This window comes from Pseudomonas anatoliensis (assembly GCF_017976235.1).
Classification (GTDB): Bacteria; Pseudomonadota; Gammaproteobacteria; order Pseudomonadales; family Pseudomonadaceae; genus Aquipseudomonas; species Aquipseudomonas anatoliensis.
In genome coordinates this window covers 414,065-426,073 of the sequence record NZ_JACVHC010000002.1, presented here as the reverse complement: position 1 = coordinate 426,073, position 12,009 = coordinate 414,065, and the positions used below count along the sequence as shown (strand labels likewise).

Below are 12,009 nucleotides of genomic sequence, written 5' to 3'. Positions count from 1 at the left end.
TCTGTAGGAGCTGCCGAAGGCTGCGATCTTTTGATTTGGCTTTAGTCGTCTGCGCCTGGATCGAGATCCGGAAACATCACTTCGGTAAAACCGAACTTGCTGAAATCGGTGATCCGCGACGGGTACAACCGGCCGATCAAATGGTCGCATTCATGCTGCACCACCCGCGCATGGAAACCTGAAGCCACGCGCACAATCGGCTCGCCCTTCGGATCGAAGCCTTCGTAGCGAATCAGCTGAAAGCGATCCACCGCACCCCGTAAACCGGGCACCGACAGGCAGCCTTCAAAACCTTCTTCCGTCAACGTATTGAGCGGCGTGATCAGCGGATTGATCAGGATGGTCTGCGGTACCGCTTCGGCGTCCGGGTAACGTTCGCTGTGCTCGAAACCGAAGATCACCAGTTGCAGATCGACACCGACCTGCGGCGCGGCCAGGCCGACGCCGCCGACGCTTTCCATGGTCTGGAACATGTCGTCGATCAGTTGCCACAGCTCCGGGCTGTCGAACATTTCCGGCGGAACCGGCGGGGCGATACGCAGCAGGCGCTCGTCGCCCATTTTCAGAATTTCACGAATCATGGTCAGGCTTCATCAGTGTCCGGCTTGATCGAGTGATCGCGACCCAGGCCCGAGACGTGTTGTTTGGGATGTTCATCGAGTTCGCCGGGGACTTTCTCGCCCGCGTCCTTGCCTTCGCTCGACATGTGTTCGATCACCGCATTCATCTCCGCGCCGAGCAGCAGCACGGCAGCGGAAATGTAGAAGTACAGCAACAGCACAATGATCGCCCCGATGCTGCCATACATCGCGTTGTAGTTGGCGAAGGTTTTGACGTAAAACGCAAAACCCAACGAGGCAATGATCCACACCACCACGGCCAAAACCGAACCCGGCGTGATGAAGCGGAATTCCTGTTTGACGTCCGGCATCACGTAGTAGATCAGTGCCACGGCGACCATCATCAGAATCACGATGACCGGCCAGCGCGCGATGGTCCATAGGGTGACGATGAATTCCTCCAGCCCCACCTGGGCGGCGATCCAGCCCATCACCTGCGGCCCGAGCACCATCAGGGCCGCCGCCACCAGCAACATGCCGGCAATGCCGACGGTGTAGACGATCGACAGCGGGAAGCGCTTCCAGACAGGTCTGCCTTCAACAACGTCATAGGCGGCGTTCATTGCGCTCATCATCAGGCGCACGCCGGCAGACGCGGTGTACAGGGCAATGACGATACCCACCGACAGCAAGCCGCCCTTGGACTGCTGCAGCTGATCGATCACCGGGTTGACCTGCTCCAGCGCTTGCGGTGGCAGCACCAGCTCCGATTGCAGGCGCAGCCAGGAGAAGAAGTCCGGCAGGTGCAGGAAACCGATCAGGGCGATCAGAAACAGGATGAACGGGAACAGCGAGAACAGCATCTGATAGGCCAGTGCCGAGGCGTACGTCGACATCTCGTCGTCGATGAATTCAGTGACCGTGCGCACCATCACCCGGTGCAGGGGCAGACCTTTCATGTCCGGAAAAATCATTCGCGTCTCCTTTCGCCGCAATACAGGTTGAAGTCGTGGCGACTCAGGGGCCGTTTTTTACATCACGGTAGCCTGTTTGGCGACCCTTGCAGGATAACCGCAGGCTTTTGACACAAAAACGGCCATCCTTGGATGGCCGCTCGTGTCTTTCGTTCAAGGCCGGATTACGCCTTGTCTACGGTGTTCTTCACTGCATCTTTGGCTTTGCCAACGGCTTGCTGGGCTTCGCCTTTTTTCTCTTGGATTTTGCCTTCGGCTTTCAGTTTTTCATTGTCGGTAGCTTTACCGACGCCTTGCTTGACGTTGCCGACCGCTTCGTTGGCCATGCCTTTTACTTTATCGCCTGTGCTACTCATGGTGTTTCTCCTTGGTGCAATTAGGGGAAAGTCAGTACGTAATGATTGACTGGCCGCGTTTGCGCCAAGTTTCATTTATTTTTAGCGGCTCATTTCGTCGCGGCGTGCAGGTTGGGCTTTATGTTTGCTCGCCCAGCCCCGAGAATGCGCACCTATGGGCGCCGTGCGCCAGATAACCGATCCCGCAGGAATGTCATGAAACTCGATAAAAAGCAGGCCATTGCCCGTAGAAACCAGGAACTGGGCGGTGCCGTGCTCGGCACCAACAACTGCCACTTCGCCGAACTGAACCGCAACCGCAACATCTGGTGGTTCGATCTGCCGGTGGCGCGTCTGGCCGTTGGTCAGTACGAGTGGATTCACCTGCTGATGCACACACCGGACACCGACGAACTGCTGCACCTGAAAGTGCCGACGGTGTTCCTGCGTGAGAAGCTGGAAGGGCTGGTGATTCGTAATGAAGGCAAGCGCAAGGCTGCGTTGAGCCTGGAATTGAGTGCGGACAAGGATTCGTATCTGCAGGACATGCGTCCGGCGGGGACTAACGTGAACTTTGCGCCGTTTCGGCAGTAACCAACTCTCGCGCAGAGCCTGATCCCTGTGGCCTGGCGGTTCTCTGTGGCGAGGGGATTTATCCCCGATGGGCTGCGGAGCAGCCCCAAAACTGCCACCCAGGTTCTGTCAGGCAGACCGCATTCATCGGGTTTACAACTGCTGCGCAGCCGATCGGGGATAAATCCCCTCGCTACAAAGGCATAGAATCAAAAAGCCCCGCATCTGCGGGGCTTCTTGTTTACGCGGCGTTCTTCGCCTTGATCTTCTTCAGCTCTTCGTCGCGCAGTTCGCGGCGCAGGATCTTGCCGACGTTGGTGGTCGGCAGCGCATCGCGGAACTCCACCGAGCGCGGCACCTTGTAACCGGTGACGTTGGCGCGCATGTGCTCCATCACCGTTTCCTTGGTCAGCGTCACACCAGGCTTGGCGACGATGAAAATCTTGATCGCCTCGCCCGACTTCTCGTCCGGCACGCCGATGGCTGCGCACTGCAACACGCCCGGCAGGGTCGCCAGCACGTCTTCCAGTTCGTTCGGGTAGACGTTGAAACCGGAGACCAGAATCATGTCTTTCTTGCGATCGACAATGCGCATGTAGCCATCCGGCTGGATCAGCGCGATGTCACCGGTTTTCAGCCAGCCGTCACTGTCGAGCATTTCATCGGTGGCGTCCTGACGTTGCCAGTAACCCTTCATCACCTGCGGGCCCTTGACGCACAGCTCGCCGATTTCACCCAGCGGCTGCTCGACACCGGCATCGTCGATTACTTTGCACAAGGTCGATGGCACTGGAATGCCGATGGTGCCGATCTGGATGTGCTGGATCGGGTTGACCGTGGCCACCGGGCTGGTTTCGGTCATGCCGTAACCTTCGCAGATGGCGCAACCGGTGACCGCTTTCCAGCGTTCGGCAGCGGCCAGTTGCAGGGCCATGCCGCCAGACAGAGTGACTTTCAGCGCCGAGAAATCCAGCTTGCGGAAACCTTCGTTGTTGCACAGCGCCACGAACAGTGTGTTCAGGCCGACGAAACCGCTGAACTTCCACTTCGACAGTTCCTTGACCATCGCCGGCAGGTCGCGCGGGTTGCTGATCAGGATGTTGTGGTTGCCGATCAGCATCATCGCCATGCAATGAAAAGTGAACGCGTAGATGTGGTACAGCGGCAGCGGCGTGATCAGGATCTCGCAACCTTCATTGAGGTTGGAGCCCATCAGCGCCTTGCATTGCAGCATGTTGGCGACGAGGTTGCGGTGGGTCAGCATTGCGCCTTTGGCCACGCCGGTGGTGCCGCCGGTGTATTGCAGCACCGCCACATCACCGCTGTCCGGGTTGGCTTCAGCCACAGGCTGGCCCTGGCCCTTGCTCAGCACGTCGTTGAACTTGACGGCTTTTGGCAAGTGATAAGCCGGGACCATTTTCTTCACGTACTTGATGACGCTGTTGATCAGCAAGCGCTTGATCGGTGGCAGCAGGTCGGCGACTTCGGTGACGATGACGTGTTTGACGCCGGTTTTCGGTACCACGGCTTCGGCCAGGTGCGCCATGTTCGCCAGGCACACCAGCGCTTTGGCGCCGGAGTCGTTGAATTGGTGTTCCATTTCCCGCGTGGTGTACAGCGGGTTGGTGTTGACCACGATCAGCCCGGCGCGGATGGCACCGAAAACGGCCACCGGGTATTGCAGAACGTTGGGCAGTTGCACGGCGATTCGATCACCGGGCTGCAAATCGGTATGCTGTTGCAGATACGCGGCAAACGCACCGGACAATTCGTACAATTCACCGTAGGTGATTGTCTTGCCCAGGTTGCTGAAAGCCGGTTTGTCGGCGAAGCGTTGGCAGGATTGCTTCAACACTGCCTGAATGTTCGGATACTCGTCTGGATTGATCTCGGCAGCGATTCCAGCCGGGTACTTATCCTTCCAAAAGTCTTCGATCATGGAAGCCCACTCCTCAGCAACGCGAATTCTTCACCGCATTTGATGCGATTATTATTGGTGTGTGTTTTGTATTGGTGAATCTGGCTTGTATATAGGCCGAGAAGTCACAAAGCGCGCCGAGAGTAGCAGCTTTGCCGAGGGTCGACTAGAGCCAAAAGCGGCCTCCACAGTCACATTGGTGACTCAAGACTTTCTAGCAGTCATTTTAGAGCAAAAATCCTAGAACACCTCTAAGGCCCCTGAATTCCGGGGCTTGAAAGCAAAAGATCGCAGCCTTCGGCAGCTCCTACATGTGAATGCGTTTCCTGTAGGAGCTGCCGAAGGCTGCGATCTTTGCGCTTTTGCTCTTTATGCGATATCGCGCAACTCACGTCGCAGAATTTTCCCGACAGGCGTCATCGGCAACGACTCACGCAACACAATGTGCTTGGGCACTTTGTATGCAGTGAAATTCTCCTTGCAGTAAGCCTTCAGCTCTTCAAGGCTGACGCCATTTTCCCGCGCCACCACGAACAACTTCACCGCCTCGCCCGAACGCTCGTCCGGCACACCGATCACCGCGCAGTTGGCGACTTTCGGGTGGGCCATGACCACGTCCTCGATTTCATTCGGATACACGTTGAAACCGGAAACGATGATCATGTCTTTCTTGCGATCAACGATACGCACGAAACCGTCCGGATCGATGACCGCAATGTCGCCGGATTTGAACCAGCCCTCGGCATCCAGCACTTCAGCGGTGGCTTCGGGTTTGTTCCAATAGCCTTTCATGATCTGCGGGCCTTTGATGCACAGTTCGCCACGCTCGCCCATGGGCTGCTCGACGCCGTCATCGTTGATCACTTTCAACAGCGTGCCCGGCACTGGCAAACCGACTGTGCCCAGACGCGACTGGTCGCCGTACGGGTTGGTGCAAGCCACCGGCGAGGTTTCGGTCAAGCCGTAACCTTCAGTGATGCGGCAACCGGTGATCTGCTCCCAGCGTTCGGCGGTCGCCTTCACCAGCGCCGTGCCGCCGGAGTTGGTCAGTTTCAGTGTGGAGAAATCCAGGGTCTTGAAATCCGGGTGCTCCATCAACGCGACAAACAGGGTGTTGAGCCCCAGCAGCGCCGAAAATTTCCAGTTCTTCAGTTCTTTGATGAACCCGCCAATGTCCCGCGGGTTGGTGATCAGTACGTTGTGGTTGCCCGAGACCATCATGCACATGCAGTTCGCGGTGAATGCATAGATGTGGTACAGCGGCAGCGGCGCGATCATCACTTCCTGGCCTTCGCGCAACAGCGGCTGACCATCGGGGCCGAGTTGCGCAAGGCAGGCGCGCACTTGCTGCATGTTCGCCACCAGATTGCCATGAGTGAGCATTGCACCCTTGGCAAGGCCTGTGGTGCCGCCGGTGTATTGCAGCACGGCGATGTCGTCGAGGCCGACCTTCAGCGGCTTGATGCCCAGACCGCGACCCATGCGCAGCGCGCTCTTGAAGGAGATCGCCTGCGGCAGTGAATATGCCGGGACCATTTTCTTAACCTTGCTGACCACAGTGTTGACCAGCCAGCCTTTGGCGGTGGGCATCAGGTCGCCCATCTTCGCCTCGATCAGGTATTGAATGTCGGTGTCGGCCAGCACTTCCTGGACTTTCTGGCCGAACATGTTCAGGTAGACCAACGCCCGCGCACCGGAATCCTTGAACTGGTGGCGCATCTCCCGCGCGGTATACAGCGGGTTGGTGTTGACCACGATCAGCCCGGCGCGCAACGCACCGAACACGGCAATCGGGTAATGCAGGACGTTGGGCATCTGCACCGCGATGCGATCCCCCGGCACCAGATCGGTATGCGCTTGCAGGTAACCGGCGAATGCTGCGCTCTGGCGCTCAAGCTCGGCGTAGGTCAAGGTCACGCCCATGTTGCTGAACGCCGGGCGATCCGCGAACTTCTTGCAGGAACGCTCGAACACCTCGATCACCGACTTGAATTCCCCCATGTCGATGTCCAGCGGTACGCCGGCGGGGCGTTTGTCATTCCAGAAATCAGGTTGCATTGTTCTTGTCCTCTTTACCTGAGCCGATCCGGGCCGCTTTCTGTCATTTCTGAAAAAGCGGAGCTTCACGGACACTAGCAGTTATGGCCATTCAGGCAAATATGGGCGAGGTCCTCATTGATCGTGTGAATCTTCGTGCCGTGGCGTGGGCTGATCAGACGCGCTATACAATGTGCCGACTCTGAGCAAAGGAATCGCCATGACCCACGACACCCTATGGCTGGACGCGAGTGACCGCAGCCGCCTGTACGTCAATCGCTGGCTGCCGCTGGGGCCGCTCAAAGCGGTGATCCTGCTGGCCCACGGCATGGCCGAACATAGCGCTCGATACGCCCGATTAGCCGACACGTTTTGCGACAAAGGTTATGGCGTGTACGCCCCGGATCTGCGTGGACATGGCAAAACCGCCGATAACGGCACCCTCGGCCATTTCGCCGATGACGACGGCTGGTGCAAAGTCGTCGGTGATCTGGCCAGTCTCAACCAGCACATCGGCCAGCAGCATCCCGGCGTGCCGATCATCCTGCTCGGGCACAGCATGGGCAGCTACCTCGCCCAGGGTTATTTGCTGCACCACAGCGCCAGCCTGCACGGGGCGATTCTCAGTGGCTCGAACTTCCAACCGGTGGCGCTCTATGGCGCGGCGCGGCAGATCGCCCGTGTGGAGAAGCTGCGCCAGGGCGGCAAAGGACGCAGCGCGCTGATCGAGTGGCTGTCGTTCGGCTCGTTCAACAACAAATTCAAACCGGTGCGCACACCGTTCGACTGGCTGAGCCGCGACCCGGCTGAAGTCGACAAGTACGCCAGCGACCCACTGTGTGGTTTTCGCTGCACCAATCAGCTGTGGATCGACTTGCTCGGCGGCTTGCAGCAAATCAGCAAAGCGTCCAATCTCGCCCAGATCGCTCCGGGCCTGCCATTGCTGGTAATCGGTGGTGAATGTGATCCGGTGAGCGATGGCAAACGTCTGAAAGACCTGGCTGATGCATTGCGCTCGGCCGGCAGCCAGAACCTGCAACTGAAGATCTACCCGCAGGCGCGGCACGAATTGTTCAACGAAACCAATCGCGACGAAGTGATCGCCGATGTGCTGGCCTGGATCGACCAGACCCTGAGCCATCCACGCCCTCAGCGCAGCGAATAATTTTTTGTGGATTGATCCAATCCATCACAGGAATCGAGACCGATGACCCAGGTTACCAACATCCCTTACGAAGCCCTTGAAGTCGGCCAGACCGCCAGCTACAGCAAGACTGTCGAAGAGCGTGACATTCAGCTGTTCGCCGCGATGTCAGGCGACCATAACCCGGTGCACCTGGACGCCGAATTCGCCGCCGCCAGCATGTTCAAGGAGCGCATCGCCCACGGCATGTTCAGCGGTGCATTGATCAGTGCGGCGGTGGCATGCGAACTGCCTGGACCGGGCACTATTTATATCGGTCAGCAGATGAGCTTTCAGAAACCGGTGAAGATTGGCGACACCTTGACGGTGCGTCTGGAAATTCTCGAGAAGCTGCCGAAGTTTCGCGTGCGCATTGCCACTCGCGTGTTCAACCAGCGTGATGAGTTGGTAGTGGATGGCGAGGCCGAGATTCTGGCGCCGCGCAAGCAGCAGACGGTGACGTTGCCGACGTTGCCGGCGATTAGCATTGGCTGATTGGTTGCGCTGTGTCAGGAAAATCTTTCCCCCCAGACATAAAAAAACGCCAGACTATCTGGCGTTTTTTATACAGCCTACGAACGCTTACGAACGTGCGCGAGCCTGGTTACGCAGGGCTTTCACCTGGTCGTGGTTACGTTGTACGCCGTGGTACTGGCGTTCAACCAGATCACGAATACCGACCAGGTTGTGCTTGTTGATTTTTTCGAGGGCTTCTTTGTAAGCCTTCAGTGCATGGTCTTCACCGCGCTCGGCTTCGTTCAGCACTGCTTCTTCGTCTTTGCCGGTAAACATGGCTTTGACGTCGACCCAGCGACGGTGCAGGTCACCGCTGACACTGGTGGAGGTTTCCGGATCGCCACCCAGCTTGCGAACTTCAGCTTGCAGCTCGGCAGCGGCAGCGGCGCAATCGGCAGAGCGAGTCACGAACAGGGTTTTCAGTTCTGGATGCTTGATGTCTTCAGCGCAAGTCTTGAACCCTTCCTGACCGTCTTTGCTGGTTTCGATCAGGTCGTTCAGTACAGAGATGGCTTCTTTATTTACGTCGGTCATTTTTCAATTCCTTGCGGGTTGATGAAAGATGCAAGGGATATTGCAGAGTGCGTGCCAGCTTTTTTATTTTTAAATAATCGTTATAAATCAACAACTTAAAGATAAATGAACTATCTGTATCTCGGTAATTTGCATGATCTGTCATTTGGCCTGCATGCAGAATGCCTGTATTTTTCAATCTGATTTGAATCCAGACGAAAACCGATGAACCCAGAAAAACTCGAACTGCTGATCACCCGCGAAATGCCCTTCGGCAAATACAAGGGCCGAATCATTGCCGACCTGCCGGGCCCTTACCTTAACTGGTTTGCCCGTGAGGGATTTCCTCACGGCGAACTCGGTGGCTTGCTGGCATTGATGCAGGAGATCGACCACAACGGCCTCTCGGACTTGCTCGAACCACTGCGCGCCAAACACGGCAAACCTGCCCCGCGCCACTGAAGCGCCCTTCTCTATCAGAGTTAAGTCGACCATGCCTGATAACACCCGCCGCGCCCGTGATGAAGAATTCTGGCAAACGTTCGGCAATCGCTACGACGCTCAATCCGCGCCGATAAACCTGGAGAACGGTTACTTCGGGCGCATGTCGCGCACGGTGATCGAGGAGTATCAGCGCAACATCGAGCTGATTAACAACAGCAATTCGGTATATGTGCGTCAACGCTTCGAACAGCACGACAACCTCGATATCCGAGCGCAACTGGCCGAGCTGATCGGCGTGCGTGCGCAAAGTGTCGCGTTCACCCGCAACGCCACCGAAGGCCTGCAATCGCTGATCCGCAACTACAATCGCCTGCAACCGGGCGATCAGGTGCTTATTTGCGATCTGGAATACGACACGGTCAAGGGCGCCATGCGCTGGCTGGGCAAGCATCGCAGCGTCGAGGTGATCGAGATTGCCCACGCGCATCCGGCCAGCTTCGACAGCCTGCTGGAGACGTATCGCGAGACGTTCATTCGCCACCCGAAACTCAAGTTGATGGCGCTGACCCATGTTACCCACCGCACCGGCCTGGTGATGCCGGTACAGGCGATTGCCGCGCTGGCCAAGGAACATGGCGTCGATATCATCCTCGACGGCGCCCATGCGCTGGGTCAGCTCGAATTCAATCTCGAAGCGATGGGCATCGCGTTCGCCGGCTATAACCTGCACAAATGGATCGGCGCGCCGCTGACCCTCGGCTTTCTCTATATTGCCCCGCAACGCCTGGCCGATATCGATCCGGACATGGGCGAGATACATTACCCAGGCAACGATATCCGCGCACGCACGTCGTACAGCACGCCGAACATCCCGGCGCTGATGACCCTGCCGCTGGTGTTCGAGGAACACCGTTCACTCGGCGGCGCTGCGGCCAAAGGTGCGCGGCTCAATTACCTGCGCAATCTTTGGGTCAGCGCCGTGCGCCACTTGCCAGGTATCGAAGTCATGACTCCGGATGATCCGCGACTGTATTGCGGGATCACGGCGATGCGCTTCACCCGCCATGACGATCAACAGTTGATGGCCGAGCGCCTGCTTAATGAATACAAGCTTTTCACTGTGGTGCGCACTGGCGCCGCGTGCGGGTCATGCATCCGCATTACGCCGGGGGTGACCACCACCGCCACCGACATGCAGTTACTGACCCGCGCGCTCAACGAGCTGCGTTGACTGGCTTAAACCGTGTACTTGTCGAAGTCCTCGGGTTTGATCTGCGACGACACCGCGAAGGTGTCGATGCCGATGGTGAGGTGGCCGAAAAAACCGTCCTCGTGAGACTCTCGACCGATCGGCCAGACCGTCAGCGTCGAGGCTTCACCGTTCTGGCGGGCAAAAAGAACGTCCTCGGCGTTGTTCAGCGGTAATGACGCTCGCCCGCGATAGGCTCGGGCATTGAGCACTGAACGGGAAATCACCTCGGGAAAATACAGCTGGCCGACCCAGGCGACATTGCGCTCCTCCAGGTATTCATTACCGGCGACGATGCGCACCGCCACATGAATGTGCAGCGCGCGCCCGGCATAGAAGCCGGGATAGACGGTGGTAAACCGCACGCGCCCCAAGTGATCACAGAACTGGCTGCCGCGCAGGTAAGTGTCATCGTCCGTGCGCGGAATCGAGCCGATGGCCGCGACATCGACTTCCATGTCCGGATTGAGTCGGCTCCAGCCTGAGTACGCGCCTCGTGCGTTGCAATGCCAGATATCCACCAACGCACCGTTGACGGGCTCACCGGTCATGGCATCAACGATGGTCAGGCGCAGGACCAGCGGTATCCCTTCAGCACCTTCGCTGATGTTGCGCCGCAAGAGTTTGGGGTTGCGAAAGAAGGGCCCGGCGATTTGCTCGGGGGCCAGTTGATACACAGACTGCTGTGAGGCTGATGCGAGATCTCGCTCCATGAGTACGTCCTCTCTTCCATAAGATGAACGCAAGGTTAGCGCCACGGAAAAATCGCCGTGCGGTAACTATGTATCGCTGAGTAACCGATGACCTGCTTCATTAGAAGCAAGATCAAAAGATCGCAGCCTCGTTTCACTCGACAGCTCCTACAGAAAAACTGTCACGCTTCCTGTAGGAGCTGCCGCAGACTGCGATCTTTTGATGTTGTTCTTAAACAAGGGAGCGCCCGTTTTCTACAGGCAAAAAAAAACGGTGCACCGACCAAGCGCACCGTAAAGCCGTAGAACACACAACGAAGTGTCAGGTATTGATCAGTCCAGCAGCGCCAACGCCTCGGCGGTGCATTCCTGAATGCGGGCCCAGTCGCCGTTCTTGATCCACTCCGGATCAAGCATCCAGCTACCGCCCACGCACATGACGTTTTTCAGCGCCATGTAGCTCTTGATGTTGGCCGGGCCGACGCCGCCAGTCGGGCAGAATTTCACTTCGCCAAACGGGCCGCCGAGGGCTTTGATCGCCGCCACACCGCCGCTGACTTCAGCCGGGAACAGCTTGAAGCGGCGATAACCCAAGCCATAGCCTTCCATGATGCCGGAGGCGTTGCTGATGCCCGGCAACAGCGGAATCGGGCTATCGACACTGGCTTCGAGCAGATCACGGGTGATGCCTGGGGTGACGATGAATTGCGAGCCGGCCGCTTCAGCAGCCGCGAGCATGGTGCGATCCAGCACAGTGCCGGCGCCGGTCATCAGTTCCGGGCGCTGGTCGCGCAGGATCTGGATAGCCTTGAGGCCGAACTGCGAACGCAGGGTTACTTCCAGCGCGGTCAGACCACCGGCAGCGAGGGCGTCAGCCAGTGGCAGCACGTCCTGTTCGCGGGCGATGGTGATCACCGGCAGGATCCGTGCCTTGGCGCAGATGCTGTCGATCAGGGCAACTTTGTCCGCCATGGAAACGGTCGGGGATGGGGTTGTCATAGCGGCTGTTCCTTGG

At 57.9% G+C, this 12,009-nt stretch carries 13 protein-coding genes; 5 read left to right on the top strand and 8 right to left on the bottom strand.

The window, feature by feature from the left end:
• Positions 1-41 precede the first annotated feature (41 nt).
• From def to ICA16_RS07260, 3 genes are all read right to left on the bottom strand, one after another.
• Positions 42-581: a peptide deformylase gene (gene def / locus ICA16_RS07270; protein WP_150616128.1), complete on the bottom strand. Its 540-nt coding sequence runs from the start codon at positions 579-581 to the stop codon at positions 42-44.
• Between the two features lie 2 nt (positions 582-583).
• Positions 584-1,534 carry a YihY/virulence factor BrkB family protein gene (locus ICA16_RS07265; RefSeq protein ID WP_150601607.1) on the bottom strand — a complete coding sequence of 317 codons (951 nt, stop codon included), beginning with the start codon at positions 1,532-1,534 and terminating at the stop codon, positions 584-586.
• A gap of 164 nt (positions 1,535-1,698) precedes the next feature.
• Positions 1,699-1,890 carry a CsbD family protein gene (locus ICA16_RS07260; RefSeq protein WP_210700302.1) on the bottom strand — a complete coding sequence of 64 codons (192 nt, stop codon included), beginning with the start codon at positions 1,888-1,890 and terminating at the stop codon, positions 1,699-1,701.
• Positions 1,891-2,085: 195 nt separating this feature from the next.
• Here ICA16_RS07260 and ICA16_RS07255 point away from each other — a divergent pair, with 195 nt between their 5' ends.
• Positions 2,086-2,463 (top strand): hypothetical protein, encoded by a 378-nt coding sequence (locus ICA16_RS07255; RefSeq protein WP_150601609.1) that lies wholly within the window; start codon positions 2,086-2,088, stop codon positions 2,461-2,463.
• A 220-nt stretch (positions 2,464-2,683) separates the two neighbouring features.
• Here the strand turns inward: ICA16_RS07255 and fadD1 are convergent, their stop codons facing one another.
• Both fadD1 and fadD2 read right to left on the bottom strand, forming a co-directional pair.
• Positions 2,684-4,381: a long-chain-fatty-acid--CoA ligase FadD1 gene (gene fadD1 / locus ICA16_RS07250; protein WP_150601610.1), complete on the bottom strand. Its 1,698-nt coding sequence runs from the start codon at positions 4,379-4,381 to the stop codon at positions 2,684-2,686.
• A 348-nt stretch (positions 4,382-4,729) separates the two neighbouring features.
• Positions 4,730-6,418 (bottom strand): long-chain-fatty-acid--CoA ligase, encoded by a 1,689-nt coding sequence (gene fadD2, locus ICA16_RS07245; RefSeq protein ID WP_210554118.1) that lies wholly within the window; start codon positions 6,416-6,418, stop codon positions 4,730-4,732.
• A gap of 199 nt (positions 6,419-6,617) precedes the next feature.
• On the opposite strand from fadD2, the gene ICA16_RS07240 reads away from it, so the two are divergent.
• Positions 6,618-7,562 (top strand): alpha/beta hydrolase, encoded by a 945-nt coding sequence (locus ICA16_RS07240; RefSeq protein WP_210554119.1) that lies wholly within the window; start codon positions 6,618-6,620, stop codon positions 7,560-7,562.
• Between the two features lie 42 nt (positions 7,563-7,604).
• Complete coding sequence (locus ICA16_RS07235) at positions 7,605-8,075, top strand: MaoC family dehydratase (RefSeq protein ID WP_003227420.1); 471 nt, start codon at positions 7,605-7,607, stop codon at positions 8,073-8,075.
• Between the two features lie 87 nt (positions 8,076-8,162).
• Here ICA16_RS07235 and ICA16_RS07230 read toward each other — a convergent pair whose 3' ends face one another.
• Positions 8,163-8,630: a PA2169 family four-helix-bundle protein gene (locus ICA16_RS07230; RefSeq protein WP_150601613.1), complete on the bottom strand. Its 468-nt coding sequence runs from the start codon at positions 8,628-8,630 to the stop codon at positions 8,163-8,165.
• A gap of 204 nt (positions 8,631-8,834) precedes the next feature.
• Between ICA16_RS07230 and ICA16_RS07225 the strand changes: the two genes are divergently transcribed.
• Both ICA16_RS07225 and ICA16_RS07220 read left to right on the top strand, forming a co-directional pair.
• On the top strand, positions 8,835-9,071 hold the full coding sequence (locus tag ICA16_RS07225; protein ID WP_003227425.1) for a DUF3820 family protein: 237 nt from the start codon (positions 8,835-8,837) through the stop codon (positions 9,069-9,071).
• Positions 9,072-9,102: 31 nt separating this feature from the next.
• A complete protein-coding gene (locus ICA16_RS07220; RefSeq protein WP_210554120.1) occupies positions 9,103-10,284 on the top strand; it encodes an aminotransferase class V-fold PLP-dependent enzyme in 1,182 nt (393 codons plus the stop codon).
• 5 nt (positions 10,285-10,289) lie between these two features.
• Here ICA16_RS07220 and ICA16_RS07215 read toward each other — a convergent pair whose 3' ends face one another.
• Positions 10,290-11,015 (bottom strand): intradiol ring-cleavage dioxygenase, encoded by a 726-nt coding sequence (locus ICA16_RS07215; RefSeq protein WP_210554121.1) that lies wholly within the window; start codon positions 11,013-11,015, stop codon positions 10,290-10,292.
• A 312-nt stretch (positions 11,016-11,327) separates the two neighbouring features.
• Positions 11,328-11,993: a bifunctional 4-hydroxy-2-oxoglutarate aldolase/2-dehydro-3-deoxy-phosphogluconate aldolase gene (locus ICA16_RS07210; protein WP_150616133.1), complete on the bottom strand. Its 666-nt coding sequence runs from the start codon at positions 11,991-11,993 to the stop codon at positions 11,328-11,330.
• Positions 11,994-12,009: the final 16 nt, after the last annotated feature.

What these genes read in the sequence shown, in the direction of transcription:
- def (WP_150616128.1), bottom strand. Translation starts at nt 581, where the DNA reads ATGATTCGTGAAATTCTGAAAATGGGCGACGAGCGCCTGCTGCGTATC.
- ICA16_RS07265 (WP_150601607.1), bottom strand. Translation starts at nt 1,534, where the DNA reads ATGATTTTTCCGGACATGAAAGGTCTGCCCCTGCACCGGGTGATGGTG.
- ICA16_RS07260 (WP_210700302.1), bottom strand. Translation starts at nt 1,890, where the DNA reads ATGAGTAGCACAGGCGATAAAGTAAAAGGCATGGCCAACGAAGCGGTC.
- ICA16_RS07255 (WP_150601609.1), top strand. Translation starts at nt 2,086, where the DNA reads ATGAAACTCGATAAAAAGCAGGCCATTGCCCGTAGAAACCAGGAACTG.
- fadD1 (WP_150601610.1), bottom strand. Translation starts at nt 4,381, where the DNA reads ATGATCGAAGACTTTTGGAAGGATAAGTACCCGGCTGGAATCGCTGCC.
- fadD2 (WP_210554118.1), bottom strand. Translation starts at nt 6,418, where the DNA reads ATGCAACCTGATTTCTGGAATGACAAACGCCCCGCCGGCGTACCGCTG.
- ICA16_RS07240 (WP_210554119.1), top strand. Translation starts at nt 6,618, where the DNA reads ATGACCCACGACACCCTATGGCTGGACGCGAGTGACCGCAGCCGCCTG.
- ICA16_RS07235 (WP_003227420.1), top strand. Translation starts at nt 7,605, where the DNA reads ATGACCCAGGTTACCAACATCCCTTACGAAGCCCTTGAAGTCGGCCAG.
- ICA16_RS07230 (WP_150601613.1), bottom strand. Translation starts at nt 8,630, where the DNA reads ATGACCGACGTAAATAAAGAAGCCATCTCTGTACTGAACGACCTGATC.
- ICA16_RS07225 (WP_003227425.1), top strand. Translation starts at nt 8,835, where the DNA reads ATGAACCCAGAAAAACTCGAACTGCTGATCACCCGCGAAATGCCCTTC.
- ICA16_RS07220 (WP_210554120.1), top strand. Translation starts at nt 9,103, where the DNA reads ATGCCTGATAACACCCGCCGCGCCCGTGATGAAGAATTCTGGCAAACG.
- ICA16_RS07215 (WP_210554121.1), bottom strand. Translation starts at nt 11,015, where the DNA reads ATGGAGCGAGATCTCGCATCAGCCTCACAGCAGTCTGTGTATCAACTG.
- ICA16_RS07210 (WP_150616133.1), bottom strand. Translation starts at nt 11,993, where the DNA reads ATGACAACCCCATCCCCGACCGTTTCCATGGCGGACAAAGTTGCCCTG.